This window comes from Exiguobacterium sp. UBA6309, from assembly GCF_002439205.1.
Lineage (GTDB): Bacteria > Bacillota > Bacilli > Exiguobacteriales > Exiguobacteriaceae > Exiguobacterium_A.
The window spans coordinates 14,332-40,632 of record NZ_DJTL01000027.1 but is presented as its reverse complement, the minus strand read 5'-3'; the positions used below and the strand labels follow the sequence as shown (position 1 = coordinate 40,632).

General features: G+C 45.2%; 28 protein-coding genes and 1 pseudogene. 12 read left to right on the top strand and 17 right to left on the bottom strand.

The features are described 5' to 3' along the window. Positions 1–13: 13 nt before the first annotated feature. The gene (locus B3M90_RS09075) at positions 14–892 is read right to left on the bottom strand and encodes a helix-turn-helix transcriptional regulator (RefSeq protein WP_290783593.1); all 879 of its coding nucleotides are present in this window, start codon (positions 890–892) and stop codon (positions 14–16) included. Between the two features lie 113 nt (positions 893–1,005). On the opposite strand from B3M90_RS09075, the gene B3M90_RS09070 reads away from it, so the two are divergent. Further along, positions 1,006–1,530 carry a dihydrofolate reductase family protein gene (locus tag B3M90_RS09070; protein ID WP_290783590.1) on the top strand — a complete coding sequence of 175 codons (525 nt, stop codon included), beginning with the start codon at positions 1,006–1,008 and terminating at the stop codon, positions 1,528–1,530. A 53-nt stretch (positions 1,531–1,583) separates the two neighbouring features. Here B3M90_RS09070 and B3M90_RS09065 read toward each other — a convergent pair whose 3' ends face one another. From B3M90_RS09065 to B3M90_RS09050, 4 genes are all read right to left on the bottom strand, one after another. After that, the gene (locus tag B3M90_RS09065; protein WP_290783587.1) at positions 1,584–2,804 is read right to left on the bottom strand and encodes a cation:proton antiporter; all 1,221 of its coding nucleotides are present in this window, start codon (positions 2,802–2,804) and stop codon (positions 1,584–1,586) included. A gap of 3 nt (positions 2,805–2,807) precedes the next feature. Further along, entirely contained in the window at positions 2,808–3,308 is a 501-nt protein-coding gene (locus B3M90_RS09060) for a cation:proton antiporter regulatory subunit (protein ID WP_214728206.1), read from the bottom strand. Between the two features lie 26 nt (positions 3,309–3,334). Then, positions 3,335–3,553: an AbrB/MazE/SpoVT family DNA-binding domain-containing protein gene (locus tag B3M90_RS09055; RefSeq protein WP_035407592.1), complete on the bottom strand. Its 219-nt coding sequence runs from the start codon at positions 3,551–3,553 to the stop codon at positions 3,335–3,337. Positions 3,554–3,825: 272 nt separating this feature from the next. Then, a complete protein-coding gene (locus B3M90_RS09050) occupies positions 3,826–4,395 on the bottom strand; it encodes a GNAT family N-acetyltransferase (RefSeq protein WP_290758839.1) in 570 nt (189 codons plus the stop codon). 130 nt (positions 4,396–4,525) lie between these two features. Between B3M90_RS09050 and B3M90_RS09045 the strand changes: the two genes are divergently transcribed. Continuing rightward, positions 4,526–5,737: an MFS transporter gene (locus B3M90_RS09045; RefSeq protein WP_290783584.1), complete on the top strand. Its 1,212-nt coding sequence runs from the start codon at positions 4,526–4,528 to the stop codon at positions 5,735–5,737. A 16-nt stretch (positions 5,738–5,753) separates the two neighbouring features. Here B3M90_RS09045 and B3M90_RS09040 read toward each other — a convergent pair whose 3' ends face one another. From B3M90_RS09040 to B3M90_RS09030, 3 genes and pseudogenes are all read right to left on the bottom strand, one after another. Continuing rightward, positions 5,754–6,311 carry a DUF402 domain-containing protein gene (locus B3M90_RS09040; RefSeq protein ID WP_290783581.1) on the bottom strand — a complete coding sequence of 186 codons (558 nt, stop codon included), beginning with the start codon at positions 6,309–6,311 and terminating at the stop codon, positions 5,754–5,756. Between the two features lie 105 nt (positions 6,312–6,416). Beyond that, the gene (gene bglA / locus B3M90_RS09035; protein WP_290783578.1) at positions 6,417–7,874 is read right to left on the bottom strand and encodes a 6-phospho-beta-glucosidase BglA; all 1,458 of its coding nucleotides are present in this window, start codon (positions 7,872–7,874) and stop codon (positions 6,417–6,419) included. Between the two features lie 24 nt (positions 7,875–7,898). After that, positions 7,899–9,789: pseudogene (locus B3M90_RS09030) on the bottom strand (beta-glucoside-specific PTS transporter subunit IIABC). Between the two features lie 165 nt (positions 9,790–9,954). Between B3M90_RS09030 and B3M90_RS09025 the strand changes: the two are divergent. After that, on the top strand, positions 9,955–10,665 hold the full coding sequence (locus B3M90_RS09025) for a GntR family transcriptional regulator (protein ID WP_290758850.1): 711 nt from the start codon (positions 9,955–9,957) through the stop codon (positions 10,663–10,665). A gap of 478 nt (positions 10,666–11,143) precedes the next feature. Here B3M90_RS09025 and B3M90_RS09020 read toward each other — a convergent pair whose 3' ends face one another. After that, a complete protein-coding gene (locus tag B3M90_RS09020; RefSeq protein ID WP_290783575.1) occupies positions 11,144–11,485 on the bottom strand; it encodes a hypothetical protein in 342 nt (113 codons plus the stop codon). Between the two features lie 321 nt (positions 11,486–11,806). Between B3M90_RS09020 and B3M90_RS09015 the strand changes: the two genes are divergently transcribed. After that, positions 11,807–13,192: an MFS transporter gene (locus B3M90_RS09015; RefSeq protein ID WP_290783571.1), complete on the top strand. Its 1,386-nt coding sequence runs from the start codon at positions 11,807–11,809 to the stop codon at positions 13,190–13,192. Between the two features lie 42 nt (positions 13,193–13,234). Here B3M90_RS09015 and B3M90_RS09010 read toward each other — a convergent pair whose 3' ends face one another. From B3M90_RS09010 to B3M90_RS08990, 5 genes are all read right to left on the bottom strand, one after another. Continuing rightward, the gene (locus B3M90_RS09010; protein ID WP_290783569.1) at positions 13,235–13,867 is read right to left on the bottom strand and encodes an HAD hydrolase-like protein; all 633 of its coding nucleotides are present in this window, start codon (positions 13,865–13,867) and stop codon (positions 13,235–13,237) included. After that, positions 13,864–14,358 (bottom strand): AAA family ATPase, encoded by a 495-nt coding sequence (locus tag B3M90_RS09005; RefSeq protein ID WP_290783565.1) that lies wholly within the window; start codon positions 14,356–14,358, stop codon positions 13,864–13,866. Before B3M90_RS09005 ends, B3M90_RS09010 begins: the two co-directional genes overlap by 4 nt. Then, positions 14,355–15,167 carry an MBL fold metallo-hydrolase gene (locus tag B3M90_RS09000; RefSeq protein WP_290783562.1) on the bottom strand — a complete coding sequence of 271 codons (813 nt, stop codon included), beginning with the start codon at positions 15,165–15,167 and terminating at the stop codon, positions 14,355–14,357. Before B3M90_RS09000 ends, B3M90_RS09005 begins: the two co-directional genes overlap by 4 nt. Before the next feature lie 528 nt (positions 15,168–15,695). Beyond that, the gene (locus B3M90_RS08995; RefSeq protein ID WP_290783560.1) at positions 15,696–16,124 is read right to left on the bottom strand and encodes a hypothetical protein; all 429 of its coding nucleotides are present in this window, start codon (positions 16,122–16,124) and stop codon (positions 15,696–15,698) included. A 326-nt stretch (positions 16,125–16,450) separates the two neighbouring features. Further along, on the bottom strand, positions 16,451–16,846 hold the full coding sequence (locus B3M90_RS08990) for an RrF2 family transcriptional regulator (RefSeq protein WP_290783557.1): 396 nt from the start codon (positions 16,844–16,846) through the stop codon (positions 16,451–16,453). Positions 16,847–17,145: 299 nt separating this feature from the next. Between B3M90_RS08990 and B3M90_RS08985 the strand changes: the two genes are divergently transcribed. The 7 genes from B3M90_RS08985 (at position 17,146) to B3M90_RS08955 (ending at position 23,940) form a co-directional block, all read left to right on the top strand. Next, positions 17,146–19,461: a HAMP domain-containing sensor histidine kinase gene (locus tag B3M90_RS08985; RefSeq protein ID WP_290783554.1), complete on the top strand. Its 2,316-nt coding sequence runs from the start codon at positions 17,146–17,148 to the stop codon at positions 19,459–19,461. Beyond that, positions 19,451–19,756, top strand: a complete 306-nt coding sequence (locus B3M90_RS08980; protein ID WP_290783551.1) for a hypothetical protein — start codon at positions 19,451–19,453, stop codon at positions 19,754–19,756. The genes B3M90_RS08985 and B3M90_RS08980 overlap by 11 nt, the downstream gene beginning before the upstream one ends. 12 nt (positions 19,757–19,768) lie before the next feature. Then, positions 19,769–20,323, top strand: a complete 555-nt coding sequence (locus B3M90_RS08975) for a cysteine hydrolase family protein (protein WP_214854181.1) — start codon at positions 19,769–19,771, stop codon at positions 20,321–20,323. Positions 20,324–20,325: 2 nt separating this feature from the next. Beyond that, positions 20,326–21,465 (top strand): M14 family metallopeptidase, encoded by a 1,140-nt coding sequence (locus B3M90_RS08970; protein ID WP_214854184.1) that lies wholly within the window; start codon positions 20,326–20,328, stop codon positions 21,463–21,465. A gap of 84 nt (positions 21,466–21,549) precedes the next feature. Continuing rightward, positions 21,550–22,431, top strand: a complete 882-nt coding sequence (locus B3M90_RS08965) for a manganese catalase family protein (RefSeq protein WP_058264888.1) — start codon at positions 21,550–21,552, stop codon at positions 22,429–22,431. 79 nt (positions 22,432–22,510) lie between these two features. Next, the gene (locus B3M90_RS08960; protein WP_290783547.1) at positions 22,511–22,753 is read left to right on the top strand and encodes a spore coat protein; all 243 of its coding nucleotides are present in this window, start codon (positions 22,511–22,513) and stop codon (positions 22,751–22,753) included. Positions 22,754–22,827: 74 nt separating this feature from the next. Beyond that, on the top strand, positions 22,828–23,940 hold the full coding sequence (locus B3M90_RS08955; protein WP_214854190.1) for a hypothetical protein: 1,113 nt from the start codon (positions 22,828–22,830) through the stop codon (positions 23,938–23,940). A 44-nt stretch (positions 23,941–23,984) separates the two neighbouring features. Here B3M90_RS08955 and B3M90_RS08950 read toward each other — a convergent pair whose 3' ends face one another. Beyond that, entirely contained in the window at positions 23,985–24,374 is a 390-nt protein-coding gene (locus B3M90_RS08950; protein WP_214854193.1) for a thiol-disulfide oxidoreductase DCC family protein, read from the bottom strand. Between the two features lie 188 nt (positions 24,375–24,562). Here B3M90_RS08950 and B3M90_RS08945 point away from each other — a divergent pair, with 188 nt between their 5' ends. Next, positions 24,563–25,312, top strand: coding sequence for an SDR family oxidoreductase (locus B3M90_RS08945; RefSeq protein WP_214854724.1), 750 nt, complete (start codon positions 24,563–24,565; stop codon positions 25,310–25,312). A 55-nt stretch (positions 25,313–25,367) separates the two neighbouring features. On the opposite strand, the gene B3M90_RS08940 is transcribed toward B3M90_RS08945, so the two are convergent. Further along, positions 25,368–25,826 (bottom strand): NUDIX hydrolase, encoded by a 459-nt coding sequence (locus B3M90_RS08940; RefSeq protein ID WP_290783541.1) that lies wholly within the window; start codon positions 25,824–25,826, stop codon positions 25,368–25,370. Continuing rightward, complete coding sequence (locus B3M90_RS08935) at positions 25,798–26,229, bottom strand: alpha/beta hydrolase family protein (protein WP_349679690.1); 432 nt, start codon at positions 26,227–26,229, stop codon at positions 25,798–25,800. Before B3M90_RS08935 ends, B3M90_RS08940 begins: the two co-directional genes overlap by 29 nt. Positions 26,230–26,301 lie beyond the last annotated feature (72 nt).

Sequence of the window (26,301 nt, the reverse complement as noted above, 5' to 3'; positions counted from 1 at the left end):
CATAGTTTTTTAATCAATCCTGTCCGAGCGCCTTATCGGACCGCTGCACAGCAATCATTTCTGCTGCTTGACGAATCAAATGCTCCCTAAGTTCGAGTGGTTCAAGGACTCGCACTTCCGGACCGAGCCGCATCAATTGGCGTCCGAGATACGGCAGTTCGGTTTCCGGAACCAACCATGTTCGTTCCGACTGAATTGGTAAAATCCCCTCTAGCAACCGTTCGCCTAATGGTGATACTTCCAGTTTCACCGTCGTCATCGGTACACGTGTCATATCTTGTTCCAAATCTGAAAAAGTTAACTCGGTTGCTGGCAACTCATGAAGCGTCACGTCTTTGATCCGATCAACACGGAACTGGCGATACCCTCGATTCGTCTGTCCATAGAAGTACCAGCGATTCTGTTCGAACGATAAACCAATCGGATCTACGACGATCATGCGTCGTCCTTTTGTCGTCTCATAGAGAATATTCCCCATCCGTCCGCTCTCTAACAAGTCGAGTAACGCAGGATTTTGCGGCGACGGTGGTGTATCAACCGCTTGAAAGCGAAAGCGGTCTTTCCATTTTACGATCTGTTGCTCCGTCATTTTCGGTAACTCGTTCGCATAGCGTTCAGCGACTTCCTGACGAATCGTTCCGAATGGAAAATCAGGAATCTGACTAATCCATTCCAGAAGGATGAAGAAGACAATCGTCTCTTCATCCGTCAAAACGAGTGGCGGCATGTTCCGATGTGGCAACATCCGGTACCCCCCTGCTACGCCAGGTTCGCTATAGATTGGATAACCATTTGCTTCAAGTACCGTCATGTCTCGTTGAATCGTCCGGATCGACACCTGACATTCTTCCGCGAGCATCCGTGCAGAGAAGTGTTCGCCCCGGTTTAACAAGCGTACTAAACGCTATTGTCTCGTATTCATACAGTTCCTCCTATAATGGCGACATCTTTTGTCGTCATTATACGCTAAGATGAAGTCACACGATGCAAAAGGAGGAATTATGGATGTCACAACCTACGACCGTTCTTTATATCGCTTGTAGTCTTGATGGAAAAATTGCCAGACACGATGGTTCACTCGACTGGTTATTTGCTGTTGCTGGAGACGGTGATAATGGTTATCAAGCTTTTTATGAACAGATTGGTGCCGTCATCATGGGTCGAAAAACGTATGAGGAAGTCCTTCAACACAGCGAGACGTATCCATACGCGGATATTCCAAGTTATATTTACAGCCGGACGCAACGAACGTCAGAGACGGTCACCTATACGGATGAACCGCTCGATCAATTACTTGAGCGGATCACACCGACAATTGATGGCAAGGTCTGGCTTGTTGGTGGTGGCGAATTGATTCAAGAAGCGCTACGGTTACAGTGCGTCAGTTCAATCGAACTCGCGATTGCCCCTGTCATTCTCGGAACGGGTATCCCGTTATTCCCAGAAGGAACCGTTGAAACGAAACTTCACTTGAAGGGCAGTCGTCAATCGGGACAATTCCTGATGGCGACATATGATGTCTTGACTTAAACAAAACAACAGCCAGTTCGAGAAATCCGAACTGGCTGTTCGTTTACATCGTATTACGCATTTTTCTTTGTCTTTTTCTCTTTTGGTTCCGTCCATTTGAAGATTTTATTCATGACGTTGTAAATGCGTTTCGATTCCTTCGTCATCAGTGGTCCGAGAATCGCGAGAATCAAGACATACAGAGCCGAGAATGGGGACAAGATGTCCATCAATCCACCAGCGATTCCGAGATTTGCGACGATGATCGAGAATTCTCCCCGCGAGACGATCGTTAAGCCGATGTTCGATGAAGCTTTATGCGAAAGTCCTGCTTTGCGTCCTGCAATCATTCCCGCGACATAGTTTCCGACAATCGTGATGACGACAGCACCAAGTGCGAGCCAGACAGCATCTAAGAGCATCGTCGGATCGATACTCAATCCGAAACTAAAGAAGAAGATGGCGCCGAAGAAGTCACGGAACGGTACGACAAGATGTTCAATCCGCTCTCCTTGATCGGTTTCCGAGAAAACGAGACCGAGTAACAAGGCACCAATTGCTTCTGCGACATGAATCGTTTCCGAAAAACCAGCAACGAAGAACAGGGAAGCAAAGACGACGATGATGAAGACTTCATCCGAAGCTATTTTTAGCATTTTGTTCAAGAGTGGTGTCGCTTTTCGAGCAATGATGAAGAACAACAACATATAACCAAGAGCAATCAAAATCGATGTGACAGAAGACATTAAGGTTGTTCCGTCACCAAGCAAGAGTCCAGATAAAACAGACAAGTAAACTGCTAGGAAGATATCCTCGAACATAATGATCCCAAGGATCAATTCTGTTTCCGTATTACCAGTCCGACGTAAGTCGACTAAGACTTTTGCGACGATCGCACTCGATGAAATCGTGATGATTCCAGCGATGATCAACACTTCGTAAAGTGGGAACCCAGCGATGAATCCATAGAGTAGGCCACCCGTAAAGTTAATGGATAAATAAATCGTTCCACTCGTAACGATTGATTTCCCAGATCGGATCAATTTACCAATCGAGAACTCGAGTCCGAGATAGAATAAAAGGAACAGGACGCCGATTCGTCCGAGAAAACTGATGAACTCAGCACTTTCGATGAACTTGAAGTCTAGTATCCCGATTGTCGGAGCGTGCGGTCCAACAATCATTCCTAAAACAATTAAAAACGGAATGATCGAGAAGTTAAGTTTATTCGCGAGCAATGCCGCGATCGCCACTAAGATAAGCGCGGTACCGACTTCAAATATGAGATGATCCATATATTATCCGCCTCCTTCGATTGAGAATAATGCTTTCGTGATGTGACGGACGTTTTGACGCTCACCTGATAAGACGATCGTATCTCCCACTTCAAGACGCGTTTCTGGTCCAGGATTCAGCGATTTTGAACGGTCATGCTTGAGCACGGCAATAATCGAGATATCGTACTGGTTGCGGACATCGAGTTCCCCGATCGTTCGATTGTTGACTTTTGAATCCTGACCGACTTTAAACCATTCGATCACAAGATCATCAAATGCTAATTCGATTTTTTCGAGATCTTTCGGCTTATAAGACAGTCCTCCGAGAATTCCTGCCATTTGACGAGCTTCTGCGTCATTAAACGTCACACTCGAGATGCTCTCATCAAAATCATCGTCATCATAATGATGGACCTCTCGACGTCCGTCGTCGTGAACGATGACGACCACCTTATCTCCTCGTGTCGTGATGCCTTCGAACTTCCGCCCGATTCCTGGTAAATCCACTTCTCGCATATCCATGTTATATTTCCTCCTATTTTTAAATTTTACAAATGGTGATTCGCTTTGTGGATGAGCGCCTTGAACGTCTCATCACTCAATATATCTTGAAGATCATGCAGCTGTTTCAAATCCGCTTTCGCCATGATGACAAATCCGTCCTCCTCAATGAATGCCACGCGATCTCCTTCCTCCACTTGCAAGGCTTGCCTAATTTTTTTAGGGATGGTGATCTGTCCTTTTGACGTTAACTTTGATAGCTCCATTACGAACTTCCTTCTTCCTGTGTTTTTCTTGTATTCCTTACTTCCTTACTTTTCTTATTTCCAATATAGCATACATTTAAACTTATTCCGAGTATTTTGCTTTGAATTAAAAATTTAAAAAAATGAATAAAGAAAAAACGCATCTTATGCTGAGTGGATGCGTTCGTTCTTCATATCGTTCTATTTAGAAGGAATCGAGCAGGCTCAATTTACGGTAGTAACATAATCAATCATTGTCCGATATAGGCATGCATTAGCCGTGAACCCATCTCTTACCTTCCTTCATAATCACTACGTGTGATCGCATAAATCTTTAAATCCCAGAAACGCTCTTTAACGTACAAAGCACTCCGAGAGACGCCTTCAAATGTCATGCCGATCTTTTCCATGACACGAGCTGATCCGTCATTCGCAACAAAACAGCGTGCTTGAATACGTTCAAGACCGAGCGTCTCGAAACCGTACTGCACAAGACGCGCTGCTGCTTCCGGTATCAAACCCTTTCCCCAGTAGTCGCGCGACAGCGCATAACCGAGTTCTGCTTGGTGTTGCTCAAACGAGACTTTGATGAAATCAATCGTTCCGATGACCCGTCCGCTCGTTTTGTCTTCGATTGCCCATGGTGCCGGATTCCCTAGTTCGTATTGGCGAAGGATGTGTTCGACGAATTGTTCAGAATCCGTAAGGCTTTTATGCGCATGCCAGCTGACATATCTTGCTGTCTCTTCATCTTTCGTATAGGCATAGATATCTGCTGCATCTTCCGTGCGAACTGGTCGCAAACGGAGCCGTTCCGTTTCAAGTATAGGCAAAGCTTGATATAAATCGATGGTCGTTAACATGATCGAACCCTTCTTCCTTTCATTTTTTCCAAGTATACCCACTCTTTCTTAAAAAGTATAGAGATATATGAAAACGTTATCTGAATTTTCTGGTATACTATTGGAAAATGATGTAAGAAAGGATGCTGTGATGTCTTCTCGTGAACGGACGCTTCTAAGTGCTCTCGGTATCTCGCAGTTTGGCGACTTCATTTATCTCGTTGCGATCAACGTTCATATTTATCGCTTAACCGGCTCCGCATCCGCTGTTGCTGCGCTGTGGATCATCAGTCCAGTCGTCTCTCTCGTCATCAAGTCGTTCGCAGGAAGTTGGGTCGACCGATCCGACTTACGTCGACTGTTGATTCAGACTGATTTGTTGCGTGTTTTCTTAATCGGTATCATGCCATTTCTACCATTATCGTTGCTTTACATCGATTTGATTGCCTTAGCTATCATCAAAGCGGTCGTTGAACCGGCAACGTTGACCTACATCACGACGCTTGTTCCGCAAAACGATCGGACGTCGTTTAATGCCTATCGTAGTCTGATCACGTCTGGTGCCTTTTTAGTTGGTCCTGCTCTCGCTGGAGGACTGCTCTATGTTGCTTCTGCCGACGTTGCCATTTGCCTCAACGCTGTCTCGTTTCTTGGTTCAGCCGTCCTGCTGATGCGCTTGCCGCGTATTACCGCTTCAGTCGAACGAGGGATGCGGCTGCAAGACATCATATCCGATTGGCAGCTTGTCTATCAGTTCAGCAAAAGCGCACGCTACGTGACGGGATTATATATCCTCGCGATGCTAATGATGATTGCGACGCTTGCACTCGATACGCAAGAAGTCATCTTTTTACAGCGAAGCATCGGCTTATCGGAAACCGACTACGGCTTACTCATGAGCCTGACGGGGATTGGTTCTGTTGCCGGTAGCTGGATCGTTGCTCGTTTCGCTAAAACCCTTTCCGTTCGGACGATGCTGACGATTGGCTATACGTTTGTCGCTATCAGTTATATGCTGTACGCAAGTGCAAATTCGTTTTCAATCGTCTGTACTGGTTTCTTGTTGCTCGGAGGTTTCCACGCATTTGCAGGAACCGGTTTTCTGACGTTCCAACAGACGAATATTCCGCTTCATTTGATGGGACGCTTTACGAGTCTTTACGGTGTCGGCGTCAGTCTGCTACAGATTCTAGCAATCGTCAGCATTGGTCTACTCGGCGATATTTGGTCGATTCGCTTCAGTACGATTCTATTTGCCTGCCTCCTCGTGATCGTGACAATCTGTTTTCTCGGATTGGTTCTCCTCCCGCACAAGCAACAGTATTTTACAACGGACGAAGTGAAAGAAGAACAACATGCCTAAAAAACAGGGAACCCCGTCAACGCGGTGTTCCCTGCTTGAGTTGCTGCTCTAACTGCCTTTTCATCACTTCTGCATGCGCGACTAGCGGAAAAGACCCGTCTTGTAGTTGGTTCTGGAGTTGCTTTGCTTCTGCCCAAGCGAGCGCATAGTCTGCTTGTGAGACCGTCTCTTGCTCCTGCGCTGCTTCCAGTTCGTCCGCATCGACTAATAAGACTTCTCCTGATGGCAAAACGATCAGATCGAGAAACAGATCCTCCCAGTAGACTCGTCCGTCCTCCACTCCGGTACGAAGACAAATATCGATATAGGTTTGTACCAACTGACCTGTGGCGTCAAACATCGAGGTCACGGCATGATGAGCATCGCTTGGGAATTGTTGTACCCAGACGTAACCAGCGTCAGCGATTCGAATCGTTTCGTCACCATAACGGACATCTAACGGTGAAGCGACTTCAATCAGTTGAAGAAGTGTCACATGTCCGTTAAACACTTCGTTTTCTACTTGTTCATGAACATAGTGTCGTTGTGTGATGCGACGCCAGTCATGTCGATCGGCATAGCGTTTTTTGATCATTTACCGGTCCCCCGTTTTTTCCTTAGTGTGCCATACCCCACTACTTTTTCATTCTAATTCTTAAAAAAAAGAGGCAACGGATTTTTTCCGTTACCTCTTACATCATCATTTGGCCGTCTCTGAACCGTATAACGCAGCACCGTTCGTCTCGATGACGTGACGATACCAGTCAAACGAATCCTTCTTCATCCGTTCCATTGATCCGTTGCCCTCGTTATCCCGGTCGACATAGATCATGCCGTAGCGCTTTTTCATCTCTCCTGTCGTAAAAGAGACAATATCGATGACGCCCCACGGCGTGTAGCCGATCAATTCGACGCCATCTTCGAGCACGGCTGCTTTGAACGCTTCGATATGCGCACGCAAGTAATCGATTCGCGCCGTGTCATGAATTTGACCATCCTCGATCGTATCAATCGCACCAAAGCCGTTCTCGACGATGAACAACGGAATCTGATAGCGGTCGTACAGACGATTCATCGCATAGCGCAGACCAACCGGATCAATCGCCCAGCCCCAGTCGCTCGACTGGATATATGGGTTCTCGACACCATTCGCGAGACCACCGTTGACGATGTTGCCCGTGTTATTGACGACAGCATCATGTTTGACGGTTGTCGACATGTAGTAACTGAATCCGAGATAGTCGACCGTACCGTTTCGCAAGATTTCTGAGTCACCGTCTAGGAGCGGAATATCATACCCTTCCCGTTTGAACTCATTCAACGCATAAGACGGATAGTAGCCGCGGACTTGGACGTCCGGGAAGAAATAGCGCTGACGCATCGATGTCTCAGCAAGTAGAATATCTTCCGGATGCGATGAGTACGGATATATCGGTACGTGCGAAACCATTGCTCCGATTTCGAAGTCCGGGTTGATCGCTTTCCCTTTCGCGACGGCAAGTGCACTCGCTAGCAATTCATGGTGTCCCGTTTGATACATGACTTCCATCGCGTTCTCATTAGGGTCAAGGAGGACACCGGAATTCGTCCAGAGGAATAATGGATTGCTGACGTCCATCTTGTTGTTAATCTCATTGAACGTCATCCAGTACTTGACCTTGTCTTTGTAACGCGTGAAACAGACTTCCGCGAATTTTTCGAAGAACAGCGCTACTTTCCGGTTGCGGAATCCACCGTATTCACGTGCGAGGTGGAGCGGCATCTCAAAGTGCGACAGCGTGATGATCGGTTCGATGCCGTATTTCAGTAATTCGTCGAAAACGTCATCATAAAACTTCAGTCCTTCTTCGTTCGGTTCTGCCTCGTCTCCGTTCGGGAAAATCCGACTCCACCCGATTGACGTCCGGAGACATTTCAGTCCCATCTCAGCGAACAAGGCGATGTCCTCTTTATAACGGTGATAAAAATCAATCGCCTCGTGATTCGGATAGAATTCATTCTCCTCTACCTGATCCGTGATGCGCCGTGCTACACCGTGTGCTCCTGCCGTCAATACATCAACGACGCTCGGTCCTTTTCCGCCAGCATTCCAGCCGCCTTCGAATTGATGCGCTGCTAACGCACCGCCCCATAGGAAATCATTTGGTAATGTCTTCATCTTCATGTCCTCCTTCTATTTCTCTTACTTGATGATCGTCAAGATCTGTGTGTTTGCCGTCGTGACCGTCTCGTCCGTCGGTAGGATTTGTGCATAACTCTGAGTGTTCGTGATAATGATTGGCGTGATCGTCTCGAGTCCATTCGCTTCAATCGCTGTCGCATCAAACGTTACGAGGAGCTCGCCTGTCGTCACGGATTCGCCTTCTTTGACGTGAAGCGTAAACGGTTTACCGTCGAGCGTCACGGTCTCAAGACCGATATGGATCAAAACTTCGACACCACTCGTCGAGCGTAATCCGATCGCGTGACCTGATGGGGCGACCATGACGACAGTACCGTCAAACGGAGCCGTGACCCGGTTGTTCGTCGGACGAATCGCTACCCCTTGTCCCATCGCACCGGAAGCAAATACAGGATCCGGTACATCTAATAAAGCAACAATCGTTCCTTCAAGTGGTGCGCGAAGCGTCTCTTCATTTGTCAGAGTTGCGCTGACTTCTTGTTTTGCAACTGGTGTCGCTGTACTTGCAGGCGCTACGACCGGAGCAGCCTGCTCCCCGAAGCCGAACACTTGAATCAAGACGATAGGTAGAATCAAGGCAATCGCCGTTCCGATCAATAAGCCGATGATCGACGATGGATAGTCGGAATCGATGCCGTTGACGAGCGTCAATGGTCCCGGTAATCCAGCATAGGCAAAGTAATATGGTTTAAAGAAACTTGCCGTGACAGCACCGATTGCTCCCGAGATACAGCCATAGATGAACGGTTTCTTAAAGCGGAGCGTCACCCCATAGATAGCCGGTTCCGTGATACCGAAGATACCTGTCAGTCCGGCCGAGACTCCGACTTTTTTCGTTTCTTTGTTGCGTGCTTTCAAGATGACTCCGATGACGGCACCGATTTGGGCGATGACGGCAATCGTTTGGTAGGCCTGGAACGAGTCGCGTCCATATTGTTCAAAGTTCGCGAGCACCATCGGCGTGACACCCCAGTGGACACCGAAGATGACGATGACTTGCCAGAATCCACCGATGATGAGACCAGCAACCGCAGGAGCATTCTCCGCTAAGTAGTTATACCCGTTTGCGATCCCTTCTGCACCAAGTGTCGTGATCGGTCCGATCAAGAGAATCGTAAGCGGCACCATCAATACCATACTGAAGAATGGAACGAACAACGGACGAATGACTTCATGAATCGTCTTGTTCAGGAATCGCTCGACATAGGACAAAATCCAGACGAGGAATAATGGCGGTAAGACCGATGACGTATACGTTGTACCGGATAAAGCGATTCCTAGGAACGTGATGGATTCACCAGCCGTGATGCGTGCTGCGATATCTGCCCATGTTGGACTGACAAGTGCCGCAATACAGGCGACCGCGATGAAGGCGTTGACCTTAAAATGATTCGCTGCCGTGATGGCAATGAAAATCGGCAAGAACGTAAATGGTGCCCATGAGATGAAGCTGAAGACTTCATAAGTACCTGTCTTCGCGAATGCCGGAAGCAAGTGTCGCTAAAATCAATGTTCCCTGCAGAATCCCTGCTGCAGCTAAAATATAAACGAACGGTGCAAAAACGGCTGACATCGTCGCTATGATTCGGTTAAGGACCGTCCCTTTCGGTGCCTCTTCCGTGTCCGGTTGCTCTAGATCGACGAGTTTCACAAATTCTTGATGGACTTCTCCAACGTGTTGACCAATGACGATTTGAAATTGCCCGCCAGACTCAACGACCGTAATGACGCCAGGTAATGCACTGACCGTTTCTTTGGCTACTGGATCTGAACGTTTTAAGACAAGACGAAGTCGTGTAGCGCATCGAACAGCACTGATGATATTCTCTTCTCCTCCAACCGCTTCTAAAATCGCGTGCGCCAGTTTTTGATAATCGCGAACCTTGCCCATATGGTGTACCTCCCCTGAATATGACGCGTTGAATACCCTTTTATTTTAATTGTACATGCACAATTGTTCAATACATAAATAATTAAATTTACCATGTTATTAATCAAGAAATGGCTTATGCTATACTGAAGAAAGAAAAAAGTTCGCAAGAAAAGAAGGTGTCCTATGCTGAAATACCAACAGACAGCCGATGAAATCGAACGGTACATAGAACAACATCAGTTGAAACAAGGGGACAAACTCCCGATTCTCGAAGAGTTGATCCGGCAGTTCGCTGTCAGTAAGACGACGATGACAAAATCACTTGAGTTACTTGAACGAAAAGGAATCATCTTTCAAGTCCGTGGAAGCGGGATTTTTGTCCGGAAGACGAATCGGACTGGCTACATTCGCCTGTTCTCGACCCAAGGATTCAAGCAGAATCTCGTCGGTCATACGATCGAGTCGACCGTTCTCGCACTCGAATCAATTGCTGCAACCGATAACATCGCGAAGAATCTCGGGATCGAGGCAGGTGAGACGATTTATTACGTCAAGCGAATCCGCTACATCGACGGCAAGATCCTCTGTCTCGAAGAGTCTTACTATCGTCAATCGATTGTTCCGTACTTAAATCGTGAAATCGTCGAGCAGTCGATCTTCGAATACTTAGAGACGGCACTCCAATTGAATATTGGGTTCTCGGATATGTATATGCACGTCGGGAAGTTAAGCGCTGAGTCGGCTCGTCATCTGGGGCTCACCGAGGGCGATCCTGGATTAACGATTGAGACAGTATTTCATTTGACGAACGGTCGTCCGTTCGACTATTCCGTCATCACATACCACTATGAACATTCACAATTCGTCGTTCAGGCAAACGGACTATATCTTTAACAAACGAAAAAAGTAAAAAAGCGAAGTCTGATGATCGTCTTCATTTTACTGAAGACGTTGCATCGGATTTCGCTTTTTCTTTTAAGAAACTAACTAAAATTAATATACAAAACGGATAAATCGCTAAAACGACAATCAATAATAAGCCAAGAACTGGGCTCGGAAAATCAGTAGGATACATGACTGGGAACCACTGACTCAATGCATACGACATGAAGACAAAATACGGTATCCAACTAAAGGAAAACGACCAAGTAAGTCGACTTCGAACTATTATCCCCTGCATCAGACGAATAAGTGTAAAGAATAGGATCATACACACCGTGATCAATAGAAAATCCATTAGGTAAAAAAACTGATATGATGTTCCCGTTATGCGGATAATACGTTCAATGTTTAATGTCATCTCAACAGGAAGAAAGAGAATCAAAGCGAAAAACAGACTCCATCCGTTCCATTTTACAAATAATCGCATGCTTTAAATACCGATCTCTTCTTTACTCGAATTTTCGAGATACAGTTCCCCATCAAACGTCGTCAAGGCAATCACTTTCCTGTCTTTTTCATACCATGCCGTCGCTCCTTCACGATCGAGCTCTTTCCAACCGGCTTGGCGAATCCGAGTTCCATAGAGTAGACCCGGTCCATCGGTTTCCGAGACAAGACGCGTTTTGATTTTCCACTCGCCTTGTTTTTCAACTGCCGTAGCAAATCGTGGCACTGGAAAACTGGATACCTTCGATTCTTGAAATCCAGCATACCAACCACCGACGACTAAAATGAGCCCAAGACATATAATGGCGATCCATCTCTTTTTCATAAGCATTCTCCTTTACTTTCCACCCTCATTTTAAAATTACCAAAATATAGTTTTATTTCCCTCATCCTAAAGACGGATTACTGATTTTTTCGTTGTGAAAACACATGAAAATTATTTCGAATTTATGAAAACACCCAAAAAATTTTCAATTTTTTTCATAAAAAATGCACACCTTTGTTCGTCCTTAGAGTCGCAACGGTTTGACAACTCCAGGCACAGAGCCATTTTCAATCATTTTCAAGTGGTTAAGCACATTAGCAACTTGACTTCATTTCCTGCTATGGTACGATACGAACTTATCAAAGGGAGTGAACAGAACTTATGAAATTCAGAAAAGAAAAAGTCAATGTCGTTGACATGAAGCAAACCAAAAAAAGTGTCTACGCGACCGGAATTGGGAATGTGATGGAATGGTTCGATTTTGGTCTTTATTCCTATCTCGCAATCATCATCAGTCAAAACTTCTTTAGCGCTGTTGAAAATGATGAACTGAAGCTCGTCTTTACATTTGCGACCTTTGCGATCGCTTTTTTAATGCGACCAATCGGCGGAATCGTCTTTGGACGAATTGGAGATCGACTCGGGCGGAAGGTCGTCTTAACGACGACGATCGTCATGATGGCTGGTTCGACGCTCATCATTGGACTATTACCTACCTATGATCAAATCGGAATTTGGGCACCGATTCTGTTATTGTTAGCCCGTATTTTACAAGGATTCTCGACTGGCGGTGAATACGCCGGTGCAATGGTCTACATCGCTGAGTCATCACCAGATAACAAACGAAGTGCTCTCGGAAGTGGACTTGAAATCGGTACACTCGGTGGATATATTCTCGCCTCATTACTTGCTACAACACTTTTCGTCACCTTTTCGGATGATCAAATGGCATCTTGGGGATGGCGAATTCCCTTCATTCTTGGGGCACCACTCGGTTTATTTGGTCTCTATTTACGTCGTCACTTGGATGAATCACCGATCTTCGAAAATGAGATCAATGAAAATACAGAAGAACCCGCGACATTCCGCGAAATCCTGCGTGACCACAAACGTGATATCATCGTTTGTTTCATCGCTGTCGCCTTCTTCAACATTACGAACTATATGCTCTTGTCCTACATGCCATCGTACCTCGATGAAGTCATCGGTATGTCAAGTTCGACAAGTACGATTCTAATTACTGGTGTCATGGTGATCATGATTCCGCTCGCTTACTTCTTCGGGAAGCTTAGTGACAAAAAAGGCAATCGCAATATTGTTCTTTTCGCGTTAGCCGGACTATCGTTGCTTTCAATCCTGTCGTTCTTCTTGATTGGTCTTAAACCACTCTTGTTCGTCGGGATCGGAATCTTCATCCTTGGCTTCTTCTTGGCGATCTTTGAAGGAACGATGCCAAGTCTTCTACCGAGTATCTTCTATACGGATGTCCGTTACCGGACGCTATCCGTGACGTTTAACGTCTCTGTCTCGATCTTCGGTGGAACGACGCCACTCGTTTCGACATGGCTCGTTCATACGACACAAAACCCGCTCGCTCCTGCTTTCTATCTAACAGCAGTCAGCGTCATCGGCTTCGTCACGTTCTTCTTCTTCTTTAAGAATACAGCTGGTAAGGCACTGAAAGGGTCGCATCCGACTGTATCGAGTGAAAAAGAAGTCGCGTCGATCGCGAAGAAACCAGACGATGCTCTCTGGTGGGCAGAATAATCGCTATAAGTAAGAGCCGTCTTCCACAGAAGACGGCTTTTTTTAATAAACAGCACTCAACTCTTTTACGACGCGGTCCGCGACTGCGAGTTCCTGCTCTTGCGCAAAATCGAACTGACAACCGATTGCTACCAGTCCGTTCGCATGCGCCGCTTTGAAATCAGATAAGCGGTCACCGACAACGTAGCCTGACGAGATGTCGTGCGTCTTACAAATCTCCCGTACGAGTGCTGATTTATCACCGGAACGGATGTCTTCGATACTATAGACATGATCGATATAGGCTTCGAGTCCATACGTCGTCACGATCGCTGATAGGTAGGACGGCCATCCGTTACTAGCGACATAGACCGAGTGACCCGCTTGTTTCAAACGAGCGAGCAACTCGACCGTTCCTGGATATAGGCAACCGTGCCCAGTCTTGACTGCCTGCTCTATGCTACGACGAAACTTTTGATCCGCAGCCTGTTGGTCTATGGGTGAAAAGTCCGGTAGTAACGTCTGCCAGACTTCCGGTAACGAGACGCCCATGATCTGCTGATAGAGGGCGACTGGTGTCTCTCCTTCCCAGCGCCCCGTCTGACGCAACTCATGAAAGACATCTTCTAGCGCATGCGCAAGCACGGCATTCGTTTGAAACAACGTTCCATCCATGTCAAAAATATAATGTGTCATTCAATCTCTCCCATCTGCTCTTGTTCTATCATTTGAATCACGGATGCTATCGATCTATTCTCAGCAATCAGACGATCCGTTGGGCGGTGATCCCGATCAATCCACCAGCGTTTCATATCCGTCTCAGAAAACTCCGTCGGCTGGCGCATCGCATGGCGACGAATGGTTTCTTCGAATGAGACGTCAAAATAATACGCCGCGTAACGTGACGTAAAGCGACGTTCCAACCGGTCAATCATCTCACCGTACCAGTCCTGTGCAAGAATGCCTTCCAGCAGAATCGTCGCGTGGCGTCCGTCAGCAAGTCCGACCAACTCCTCGATCCAGCGAATCGCCGGATTTCCTGGTCCATCTTTTACGTTCAACATCTCCCTGCGGATAACATCTTGTGAAAACAGGATACTATCAGGTAAGACCAATCGTAATGCCTTAGCTAGCGTCGTTTTTCCACTACCGGAGTTTCCACGGATGACGATCAAGCGCGACTTCATGTCGTGAACCACTCCCCGTTCAAGGCAGCAATGTACCGCTCTGCAGAGCGTGCTACTGCTTCAGACGCGCCGGTTTCGATTTTCCGATGAAAGGCGTCATATAATTTTTCAAAGTGAAGCGGGCGTATCGCTTCTGCCATACGCGCGACCGTCTTTGCCGGAAGCGGAATCATATTCGGATAACTGTACATGAAACTGACCCATGCCCGATCAGCAACGATTCGAATGATGTCTCCTGTCAACAAAAGTCCTGCTGACGCATCTTTTCGTTCACAAATGACTGCTCCTTTGAAGTGACCACCGATGCGATGTAACATCACATCTTCCGCCAATTCCAAGCATTCACCACTCCAGAAGACGATGCGTTCGCTTGGTCGCGTCACGAACGATGCATCATCTTCATGAATATAGATCGGCACGTCAAAAGTCTCCGCCCATTCGACTTGTGTCGCGTAATAATGCGGATGTGATAAAGCGATCGCCTGAAGCCCACCTAATTCGTCAAGCTGCTCTTTCGTTGCGGAATCAAGATATGTAATGCAGTCCCATAACAGGTTGAACGATTTTCCTTGGACGAGATATGCCGTCTGACCGATGCCGAATGCTGGTGTCGTCTGAATCGCATAGACACCTGCTCCGTCGTCCGTAATGATATTTTGGTACGTTCCTGACGCTTGCATCGCAGCGAGTGTCGTCCATGTTTGACCGGTTGGATTGACATACTGTCGCTCCTCTAAACAAATCAAACACGTTTCGCGATGCGGATTAATTTGTTCGACTCCACACGTCGTACAGATGATGGTTTCCATATCATCATTCCTTTCCAATTCGTAAATGATTTTCCTGATATATCATAACATATTCCAATTATAGGGATTAAGATGTGCTCGCTGAAATGAACATGTATGAAAAATGAAGCATGAGATTATTATGTCGATTTCGTTTCCTCTCATTGTGCACTGTTTGAACACTGTCTTTTAGATGTAAGACGTTTCGCCGCTTGGTATCACTAGTTACTTCAGCTGCCGTTTGATTCGTTATGTGTCACGTCAACTGTCTATAATAATCTCTTCGAAGGTCCAACTCGTTTAACGCTCGATGATCACACGAATGACGCAATAGATCGACATCCTCCTTCACCACATGCCTTGTTTAATTATTTTCGACGGACATTGATGCATCTTATCAGTTCGTCCGACCACTACAAGCATTTATCATTTATGACATTAAATGTTTCGATGATTTTGCTTACTTTATTCCAACGGCAACGTCTTAATGCTCTGCAGAAGATAAGACAAAAGCAGGTCGAACCACTGATGTGGCTCGACCTGCTTTATTTAATAAGACGTTCGATCGTCATTTATGACGCTTTGAAAATGTTCTGTGAACCGATTGATCGCTTCTTCTGTATCAAGATTTCCAGAAAACCAGATCTTTTTGTCTTCCGAAAACGTAAGATGCAATGACCCTTCTATTGTTGACTCCACTTTAAGTGTAGCAATCGTATCTGACTTCATTAATGTCTTTTGTGATAGAGTGACCAGTTCATTCGTCAATGTTTCGCGTGTATCTTCTGACGTCTTTTCCTGGAGAAGATCAACTGTCTTATGAAGCAATACGGCTTTTGAGACTCGCGATAGATTCAACTCTCGAATTTCAAACATGTAGGCGTTCTCATGTTCATGCTGACGCTGGACGATGAATCGTGGAGAATGCACTAAATGTTGAACGAAGTGAACGAACATTTCGATGGTCATTTCGGGCATACCGAAACCCTCCCTTTTGCATGGATCAACGGACGAATGCCTTTAATCCTTTATGTGAATGGACAGTAAGAGTCCTGTATGAAATCAAGCAGGTGAATTGGAAAAAAACCTCCCTTCTGTAAAGTTATACCACAAAAACAAGTACAAAGTGTACATGTTTTTGTTTCAAAACTAAGATTCGAATAGAGTCCGAATCTTGTTTATAGTAACATAAAAGATACTAGTTATAATCATATTTAATATGATCATTTAATAAAAATCTGCATGACTGGAATATGTACACGAATAAAGAGCCAGAGATCATCTATTCCTCTCTGACTCTTCCATCAATCGTTCATCGTTGGCGGGATTAAATCTTGTAACGTATATGCCTGCAGCGCGTCTATAAAGGACGTGAATGCTTGATCGAACGCTTGTCGTGTGTTTTGCAAACTACCATTTTTATTTGGAACTGTCACATTTTCAAGATAGGATACTTCTTCAAATAAATGAACGATTTCTCCTAACGTAATCGTTTCTGGGGATTTTGCTAATTTGAACCCACCATTACGACCTTGTACAGAAATGATGAGACCAAACTTGCTCAATGAATGGACAATCTTCATCAAATGATTTTTAGAAATATCATAATGGGTTGCCACTTCCTGAATTTGCACGAGCCGAGTCGGATGCGACGCTGCGAAAATAAGCACACGAATGGCATAGTCCGTAGAGCGAGTCATCTTCATCCATTTCACCTTCTTTTTCTTTCCTTTATATAAACATAGTACAGAAGCTCACTCATTTTCACAATCAATAGTATGTTGTAAACTATCATCTAAAGTGATTTTGCACATATGTATATCGTTTATCTTAAAGGATATGAAGTGTCAAAATCTAGATATTTTTTCAGAGAGAGGCAAAATGACACTTCAATTCGATGAAGCAAATTATTCAGATTGTTTAATGTTTATGATAAAATTTTTCTAAACATGTATCCATAATGTTTGTTTGTATTTCCTTTTTAGAAAGAGGTTTCGTCATGAAGTGGCTCTCATCAAGTATATTTCATCGCTTTTATATCCTATTGCTTTCGAATTTCTTAATTTTTGCAAGTATTGGCGTCTTAACATTTTATTTTGCTCAAAAAGAGCTAGAGCAACACCGATCTTTATCACAGAAGATTACATCACAAAAAACGCAAGCTCGCACGCTTTGGAATGAAGCCCAACAAGTCAATCTTCAAGTCCAACAAATCGATTTTAATGATCAAGATGATCTTAAGCAAGTCCATAAAAAGTTGGGACGTTTACAAAAAAACGTCGAATCGTTCAGTCAACGTTATGCAGATCCATCAGACGAACGATTTTCGCGTCAAATCGTTCAATTTTCGAGATTTTTGGAACAGGAAGTCACTTTGCAAATACTCACGGATAATCAAAAGCTGGTTCAGCAGTCTGACTTCGTCGTTAACGACTACTTTCGACTGATTCATAGTGAAGAGAAAAACGCACAACAGTCGCTACAACAAAGAACCGTTGAAGTATTACGCTACGCTTTTGGTGTGATGATCATCGCTTTTTGTCTTCTCAGTTACTTGATTTTAAGACTTGTACGGTCTTTTCAAACAGATTTACTCGATCTCGTCGATCAAACAAAACAGCCTGATCGATTGGAACAGAATGATTTTCACAATCGTCACGATGAGATTGGTACACTTGGGCGATCGATGCAACAAATGACAACGTTGCTCGCATTTGAACACCAGCAAACACAAGTTGCTAATTTACAACTTCAAGAGTCTTTATACCAACAAAAAACAATCAAGCGACAACTTCAATTTCAAAACCAGTTAGCCACTCAAATTTTGCGTCATCAATCTGCTTCAGGGCTTCACACGTGGCTACAAGCAATCGGTAGTCATTTTCGGGCGGCTCATATCTATTTTTCACCGCAGTCGGAGAGTTTTGAACCTATCCATATCGCACTATCAGACGAACCCATTTATGACCAAGAACGGCTGGAGTTAGAAGCGAAGACCGAGCTAGATACATCCATTCATCTAGTAGAGAAGGAGCAATTGACGTTGTGTGCTCTCCCTTTACACAGTTCGTCAAAATTCATCGGGACATTGACATTACAATTTCATCATCGTTTTACTGAGACTGTCGCACTTCAGAAAACAACTCATTTATTAAATATCGGGTTGATGCGATTGCTTGATGACATCCGTATAAAAGAACACCATCAATTGATTCAGCGCATTTTAAATGGTCTACGAGAAGCTATCTTGTTCGTCGATGTGACGAATACGAATATCTTTACGAATCGCGTGTTTCATCAATTATTTCCGAACTGGTCACCTTCTGAAAATCAATCTGAAAACCTAGCATTCGTTATCGAAGCCTTCGAGTCATTGATTCTCGAAACAGATGCATTATATGCGTATGTCGAACAGATCAAAGTGGGTTTTGAGCATACATCAGTTGTTCCTGCTCAGGACTTTTCGATGCCAGACGATCGTCATCTTCGACTATATGCAGAATTTTTACCCGAACGACAAGGTATTCTGTTTGTTTTTCGTGAACGCACAGTTGAAGTCAACCATGCTAAAAAGGAGCAAAACTTCATTTCGGTTTTATCTCATGAGCTTCGAACGCCGCTTGCATCCATTGAAGGGTTCAGTGAACTGATGTTACACCGGTCGTTGTCTCCTTCAAAACAGCGAAAATATTTAGAAACCATGCGGAGTGAGACACAACGACTCAGTCAACTGTTAACCGAATTCCTTGATTATCAGCGACTCAGTCATCAAAAAGAATCCTATCAGTTGGAATCATTTTGCATTGAACATATGCTTATCGAGTTGACGGAATGGTTGAATGTTGCGACATCGACGCATCATTTACAAATCCAAACCGATGGTCCATGCTTGATTACGGCTGACCCAGAAAAAATCCGGAGGGTCTTATTAAACATCTTGAATAATGCGATAAAATACTCTCCTGTCGATTCAAATATCCAAGTCTCGTTAGCGTGCTGTGAAGCGGAAGTCGTCATCACCATTAGCGATGACGGATATGGTATCCCAAAACAAGATCTCCCCTACCTGTTTGATCCATATTACCGTGTCGAACATGCAGACCACCTCCAAGTTCAAGGAACAGGTCTTGGTTTACCGATTTGTAAGGAAATCATCGAAGCGCATGGCGGACGGATCACCGTTCATTCAGAAGTCGGGAAAGGGTCTGACTTTTTTATCCGTTTACCTCGTGATGAAGAGTGGAACACAACCAATAACATGTATAAAAGCAGTATGAATAATCTACAACTAGGAAGTGAAGAACGTGGAAGCTGATTTAAATCAAATCGTTCACTGTTTAAATCAAGATTTTAAACAGCAAAAAACTGTCTTCAGTGCCATGGCACTGAAAGAAACCAACCCCTGCATCGTCTTGATGGAGGATCACCGCAAAAGACGGTTGAATGATGCTTTGTATCAATACCCGGATTTCATCGCAGAGTTGGAATCTCTTATTTATCGCTGTTTAATTGATGTCCGGGGAGCTCGTGAATCCGCCTCCCCTTCCGAGATTTTTATCTCTAAAGCCCAACTTTATTCGCCTTATCATTATTTGATTACTTTTTTATGAGAGGAGTCCACCATGACTGTTCAAGAAAATACAGCATTGTTGATCATTGACGTCATTAATAAGATGGATTTTGAAGGAGCTGAGCAGTTAATGCAACAAACGCTCCCTATCCTCTCACCACTCACAAAATTAAAACGACATTGTAAACGTCAAAATATTCCCGTGATTTACGTCAATGACAATTTTGGTCTGTGGCAGGAAAATGTCAATCAAATCATTGATGAGTGCCGCGGGGGTCTTGGGGATGTACTCATCGAAGCACTCCATCCAGAAGAGGATGATTACTTCATCATCAAACCCAAGCACTCAGGTTTTTTCGGTACTCAGCTCGATATTTTATTGAAGCATTTGGATGTCTCGCGTCTTATCATTACCGGTCTAACGACCGACATGTGTATCTTATTTACAGCAAATGACGCCTATATGCGGGAATATGCCATTCATGTCCCTGCAGACTGTACGGCAGCAGAAACCGCTGTCGCAAAAGATCATGCCTTAGAAATTCTCAGTTCGACATTATCACTGGATTGCTCCTCGAGTTCATGCTTGATGAATAAGGAGGAATAACCATGCTTCATTATTTTTCTGGAACGTATGAATCAGCACGCGAACGTTTCAATGAGACTGCACAGTGCATTCTTTCTCAGCATTATCCGAAGCTAACGCATGATTCACTGGAACAACAAGCGTCACTCTATTCCGATTGGTGGCACGGCCAGTCCGGTAATAATTCAACATTACTGATCTTAACCAGTGGATTACATGGAATCGAAGGGTACGCAGGGAGTGCCATGCAGCTCCAGTTTTTATCAGACCATATGAAACAGGTAAATACGGGAGAAGTCGATATTTTGCTGATCCATGGTATTAATGCATATGGGATGAAACATCATCGAAAAGAAACACAACATAACCTCAATTTGAATCGAAACGCGATTCACGATTTTTCAAAGGCAGATTTACGCAATCCGGGTTTTGATGAGTTGCAATCTTTGTTTATAAAACGGTCAGGTTCAGGACGGCGTCTGGATTATATACCGTTTACACTGCATGTCTTATACGACTTGCTTCGTCTAGGTCCACACGCTTTTTTAAAGGCTGCGACACTTGGACAATTCAAGCATCCGACCGGATTCTATTATGGCGGACATACGCAAGACGCTTACTTCTCCGATGTGTTAAGTCGGCTCGTCGATACACTATCTGCTTACCAACACGTCGTGATGCTCGACTGCCATACAGGTTATGGACCAGCGGGTCAAGTCCAACTCGTCATGTCGTCGGAAGATCCACGACACGCTAGGGAGGTAGAAGTATACACACGTTATCCGATCGTCGATCAACCACGAGATCAACAGTTTTATGCAATTGAAGGAGAATGGTTAAACTATCTGTATGAAGAAACAAAAAATCGACACATCGGTTTTTTAGGTTTAACATTAGAGTGTGGAACGCTTGGAAAGCATCCTTTTGCCCTACTCCGAACGTTAAAAGCAACGATTGATGAAAATCGTCTCTTTTTCAATCAAGCAGTTGCCCCTCGACGGATTAGAGAGCGATTCGATGCACTTTACATCCCTAAAAATAAACAGTGGCGACGGTCCATCTTGAACGAGACATCCTTCATCTTTAACAACATCACTGAATGGATCAATGATCCTAAAAGTCATTCTTTGATTAAACGTTCACTTCAACCTATCGAAAAATAAGGTAAAACAGGTTTGAAAGAAACTGATTAAGGTATATAACATGTGTAAATCGCATATGTTTAAAACTTAAAGGGGGTTCTTTTCATGTTTCGCCATCAAAAAGAATTACAATTCGAAGTCAAGGTTGATCGACCCGATCCAAAGCTTGCTCGGGCCGTGCAAGAGGTACTCGGTGGACAATTCGGTGAGATGACGGTCATGATGCAATATCTTTTCCAAGGCTTCAATTGCCGTGGTGAAGAAAAGTACAAGGATATGCTGATGGATATCGGGACGGAAGAAATCGGGCACGTTGAAATGCTGTGTTCCCTCATTTCTCAATTGCTCGACGGGGCGTCACCGGATGATCAGGCAGAAGCTGCCAAAGATCCAGCGACGGCAGCAATTCTCGGGGGTATGAATCCACAGCATCTTCTTGTCAGCGGTCTCGGTGGACTGCCATCGAACGCCAACGGCATTCCGTGGAACGGATCTTATATCGTCGCGAGCGGTAACTTATTGGCAGACATGCGTTCGAATTTACATGCTGAATCACAAGGTCGTCTTCAGGTCGCTCGCCTCTATCATATGACGACGGATGAAGGCGTTCGCGCTACCTTCCGTAAGATGCTCGCTCGCGACCGGTATCATCAGTATCAATGGATGGCTGCGATCGAAGAACTGGAGACGAAAAATGGAGTTGTCGTGCCTGCTACTTTCGCACCGGAAGATGAAATGGAAGCGCAACCGCATGCTTATGAGTTCTGGGACCTATCGGAAGGCACAGCTTCAAAAGAAGGTCGCTGGGCTCAAGGGGAAGCGCAGGATGGAACCGGTGAATTCGTTCATCTAGAAAATCCTGCACCGCAAGGAAATATTCCGAACATGAAGGTACCGGCACACAAACTTCACCACGACCTAGCAGAAAAAACAGGAATGCAAAACGTCAAAGATACTGTCAAACGTATGTTACATGATAAGGAGTGAGATCGATGGCTAAATCACCACTCGCAATCCATGAAACACTCGAAATTCATTAGCCGTCCCAGTAAAAAACGCGGACGAGTTGATTGCGACAGACTTCTTGATTAGCAGCAAATCACTTGTCCGCGCTTATGCTGTTGCAATGACGGAAACGGCTTCTCCTGACGTTCGAAAAGTCTTGACTGAACAGCTGAACAAAGCCATTCAGACTCACGCAGCAATCGCCGGATACATGATCGATCATGAGATGTATCACGCGCATGACTTGAAAAAACAATTAAAACACGATCAAGAAAAACTAGAAGTCGCTAAAGGCTTACTATGACGTTCCCCCTTCCCTTCTGATTTTGAAGTGGAAGGGGTTTTCTTTCAGAATTCGTGTAAGGAGCGATCAGTCTCATGATTGACATCAATCATATTCAAATCAAACAAAGTGGAGAAACTGTTTGTCTCACCTGGGAAGGGACAAGTAACGTCCGTCTCTTATTAAATAGTAGACCGTGTTTCATTCAGAACTCGAATAGCTATCAAACGGAGACACTTCCTTTATTTGAGCCTTTGTCATTCGAACTGATCGATTCAGATTCGAAGACACGTATCGTCACCGCTCTTGTTTCAAGTACAGATGATTTGTTCTGGAACCGAAAAATGACTGTCCTGATCCAACAAAATCATGCTGTCCGACTGTTGTGGGGTGAAATCCCAGAGGTATCGCATTATACGGTATTTCAAGATGGGCATCGATTAGGTCAAACTGCGTCACCCGAATGGAAAGGAACGATTAACCCTGAACAATTTACACGTTTTGAAATCCGGGTGCTCCGTCCAATTTCAAGAAAATCGATGCCGTTCGTACGGATGATCGAGACGTTCGCCCGCGTTACGAATCAGATAAAACAGGAACAAGACCGTGAACGAGAATTTGAACAATTCGTGCTCTATTTTTCTTTGTACCCGCTATCCGCTTCACATAAGAAGGTTTCTTCTTACCGATTGCGTGTACTGACGTTCATTGCTCCTCCAATTCTCATGAACCCGAATCCGTTTTCTCCGCATCGTTATTTCGAAGGCGATGCGCGACAATATTCGCCTTTTTCAAAAGAGTATCGCACCTTTACAGAAGTCCTGACATTTGATGGTGAAACCACTCATCAACTATCAAAACAAGCAAACCCTACCCGATCTTTTGATGCTCGTCATCAGTTATATCGAGAAGATGTAGCGTCGACTCAGCGGGTCTATTTATCAGATCAATCAAAAGCACGATATACGCTCCACCACTCTGTCGGCAATCCGCTCGTCGTCTCACCTAATATCGACTACGAAATCAAGGTAGCGCATCATGCAAATCTTTGGCGTATCGCAGGAACACATCTCCAATCACCGCACCATGAAGTATATCTGGATGAAGGAGACGATTGTTTTGAAACAATCCACCAAGCCCATGATTTAGGTTTAAGTTTCCTCGGCAATCCGTTGCCAAGTTGTAACTGGTTGCATGTGACTAACTAATGAACAGAAGAAAACCGCGACCGATTCGTCGCGGTTTTTCATCTTTAGTCGTGAAATCGAGCTCGCGTCTCCGGAGACGGCAGTGCACACTGCTGCTTTTGTCCAAACCAACGATGACGATTGTTTGCAACGAAATCATAGACGCGATCCCGGAGTGAACGTGGAACAATGCGAAGCACTCTCAACAGACGCCATCCACCTCGTAAATGACGGGCAATTCGTAACGCAGCATCCGATTTGATATACGGTACACCTCGGTCAATTACAACGACACTGTCAATCGTTTCCGGGAGATGGTGGCGCTTTACGAGTTCTTGCCCTGTCTCCCCTTGTAACGATGCAAAATCATGGTACCCCTGGTCTCGTTTTAAGATGAACTGGACGCTCGCGTCACAGAGATTGCATTCTCCATCGAATAAGACGATTGCTTTCATGATTGATTCACCCTTCCCTACCTGTTTAACGAATGATTTTGTACACTTTTCCTTTACCACACTTTGGGTATAAACATGCAATTATTTAGTATGTTAAATCATGATAACGCTTTCTCTTCTTCTCTTCATTCCGTTATACTGATTCTGTAAACATTTGGTTTTTACAAATCCATCTACTTAAAAGGAGCATATATATGACAAAACGATCGATTGCCATCGTGACCGGTGCCAGTCAGACACGCGACATCGGAGCTGCAATCTGCCGCCAACTTGTCTCTTCCGGACATGACCTGGTCTTTACTTATTTTAAAGCAACAGCGGATTGGGCGGATAGTTTTACAACCGAACTCGAAAATCAAGGTGCCCGAGTCCTTGCGATTGAAATTGATTTAAGTCAATCAGATGCTGCTGACGAGTTATTCGCACGCATAGAAGATGTTGGAGCACCAAGCATCCTGATCAATAACGCTGCTCATTCGACAATGACAGATTGGCAAACGCTCGATGCAGCAAGCCTCGACCAACACTATGCCGTTAATCTCCGGGCACCGCTATTACTCGCGACACGTTTTACAAAGCGATTCGCTGAAGCACATCTAACGTCCGGTCGTATCATCCAATTGACGTCCGGACAAGAACTCGGTCCAATGCCTGACGAGATTGCGTACGCTACGACGAAAGGTGCATTGTCAACATTTACGAAGACGTATGCGGCAGCCGTAGCACCGCTTGGTATCACCGTTAATGCCATCAATCCGGGTCCAACTGACTCGACTTGGATGGATGAAGCAACACGGACAGCGCTTAAACCTAGTTTTCCATTTGGGCGAATCGGTGCGCCGGAAGACGTCGCACGATTGATTCAATTCCTCGTTAGTCCAGACGGTGGCTGGGTGACCGGACAAGTCATTCATTCCGAAGGCGGATTCGAACGCTAAACGTGTAGCATGCAAAAACATCCCTCTGACGTCAAAATCAGAAGGATGTTTTTCATTATCGAAAGACCGGACCCGGTTCCGTCAAAAAATCGTTCCAGGCGGTTTGATGCAGTTCACTATAGAGTTTTGGCATTTGGTATCTTTCAAAAAAAGCAACATCGAGTGATTCATCGGCATCAATCGTCAATTGCCCCCCATTGATTCGGCAAACGAAAAAATGGACGATCGGTTGGGCGACATCCCCGTTCGGATACATCTCTTCGTACTTCGAATAGACACCACTCAAACGTTCAATCGTGACATGAAAACCGGTCTCTTCGAAAATCTCACGCTGTGCGGCTTCGACAATCGACTCTCCCAGTTCCAGTGCGCCACCGGGAAAGCCCCATGCTTGTTGCTCTCGCCGTTTTTGAAGAAGAATGCGCCCCTCCTCGTCGAAGACGATCCCACCGGCAAAGTTCAACATCACTTTTTCTTGACCGACCTTACTGCGAAGAAAACGTATGTACTCCATCTGTCGCCCCTTGAAGTTTGACGTGCTTCAGCCATGCAATCAGTTGCTTGATCATGGCATCGGTCACGGTATGATTGACACCTGGAAAAACGTCTAATACGGTCGTTTGTGCCATACCTGCTTGAACAGCTGTCCCGTGATAAAACTGCTGGATCGATAGTGGAATGATGTCATCGGCATCGCCGTGCAGGAGCAATCGCGGACGCTCATCCATCACACTGATCGGATCGAGCTTCCATGGTACATCCTCCTGTTTGATGGCAGGTCGCCCGTCACGAACGCGGAATTGACGTTCCGCTTCAAGAAAGGCACCGCCCCCATTGATCGCAACAAGCGCTTTAATCGGCTGACGTGCCATGATCCCATGGGCAATGAACCCACCCATCGAGACGCCGGTTGCCATCACATCTGAAACATGCCAGCCTGATTGTTCGATGATAGCTGTCGCTTCCGTAATCGATTGTTCGACGACCGT

Bases quoted from the DNA above. Each gene is read 5' to 3' on its own strand.
- B3M90_RS09070 (WP_290783590.1), top strand. From the start codon at position 1,006: ATGTCACAACCTACGACCGTTCTTTATATCGCTTGTAGTCTTGATGGA.
- B3M90_RS09065 (WP_290783587.1), bottom strand. From the start codon at position 2,804: ATGGATCATCTCATATTTGAAGTCGGTACCGCGCTTATCTTAGTGGCG.
- B3M90_RS09060 (WP_214728206.1), bottom strand. From the start codon at position 3,308: ATGGATATGCGAGAAGTGGATTTACCAGGAATCGGGCGGAAGTTCGAA.
- B3M90_RS09055 (WP_035407592.1), bottom strand. From the start codon at position 3,553: ATGGAGCTATCAAAGTTAACGTCAAAAGGACAGATCACCATCCCTAAA.
- B3M90_RS09050 (WP_290758839.1), bottom strand. From the start codon at position 4,395: ATGTTAACGACCATCGATTTATATCAAGCTTTGCCTATACTTGAAACG.
- B3M90_RS09045 (WP_290783584.1), top strand. From the start codon at position 4,526: ATGTCTTCTCGTGAACGGACGCTTCTAAGTGCTCTCGGTATCTCGCAG.
- B3M90_RS09040 (WP_290783581.1), bottom strand. From the start codon at position 6,311: ATGATCAAAAAACGCTATGCCGATCGACATGACTGGCGTCGCATCACA.
- bglA (WP_290783578.1), bottom strand. From the start codon at position 7,874: ATGAAGACATTACCAAATGATTTCCTATGGGGCGGTGCGTTAGCAGCG.
- B3M90_RS09025 (WP_290758850.1), top strand. From the start codon at position 9,955: ATGCTGAAATACCAACAGACAGCCGATGAAATCGAACGGTACATAGAA.
- B3M90_RS09020 (WP_290783575.1), bottom strand. From the start codon at position 11,485: ATGAAAAAGAGATGGATCGCCATTATATGTCTTGGGCTCATTTTAGTC.
- B3M90_RS09015 (WP_290783571.1), top strand. From the start codon at position 11,807: ATGAAATTCAGAAAAGAAAAAGTCAATGTCGTTGACATGAAGCAAACC.
- B3M90_RS09010 (WP_290783569.1), bottom strand. From the start codon at position 13,867: ATGACACATTATATTTTTGACATGGATGGAACGTTGTTTCAAACGAAT.
- B3M90_RS09005 (WP_290783565.1), bottom strand. From the start codon at position 14,358: ATGAAGTCGCGCTTGATCGTCATCCGTGGAAACTCCGGTAGTGGAAAA.
- B3M90_RS09000 (WP_290783562.1), bottom strand. From the start codon at position 15,167: ATGGAAACCATCATCTGTACGACGTGTGGAGTCGAACAAATTAATCCG.
- B3M90_RS08995 (WP_290783560.1), bottom strand. From the start codon at position 16,124: ATGCCCGAAATGACCATCGAAATGTTCGTTCACTTCGTTCAACATTTA.
- B3M90_RS08990 (WP_290783557.1), bottom strand. From the start codon at position 16,846: ATGACTCGCTCTACGGACTATGCCATTCGTGTGCTTATTTTCGCAGCG.
- B3M90_RS08985 (WP_290783554.1), top strand. From the start codon at position 17,146: ATGAAGTGGCTCTCATCAAGTATATTTCATCGCTTTTATATCCTATTG.
- B3M90_RS08975 (WP_214854181.1), top strand. From the start codon at position 19,769: ATGACTGTTCAAGAAAATACAGCATTGTTGATCATTGACGTCATTAAT.
- B3M90_RS08970 (WP_214854184.1), top strand. From the start codon at position 20,326: ATGCTTCATTATTTTTCTGGAACGTATGAATCAGCACGCGAACGTTTC.
- B3M90_RS08965 (WP_058264888.1), top strand. From the start codon at position 21,550: ATGTTTCGCCATCAAAAAGAATTACAATTCGAAGTCAAGGTTGATCGA.
- B3M90_RS08955 (WP_214854190.1), top strand. From the start codon at position 22,828: ATGATTGACATCAATCATATTCAAATCAAACAAAGTGGAGAAACTGTT.
- B3M90_RS08950 (WP_214854193.1), bottom strand. From the start codon at position 24,374: ATGAAAGCAATCGTCTTATTCGATGGAGAATGCAATCTCTGTGACGCG.
- B3M90_RS08940 (WP_290783541.1), bottom strand. From the start codon at position 25,826: ATGGAGTACATACGTTTTCTTCGCAGTAAGGTCGGTCAAGAAAAAGTG.
- B3M90_RS08935 (WP_349679690.1), bottom strand. From the start codon at position 26,229: ATGGCAACCGGCGTCTCGATGGGTGGGTTCATTGCCCATGGGATCATG.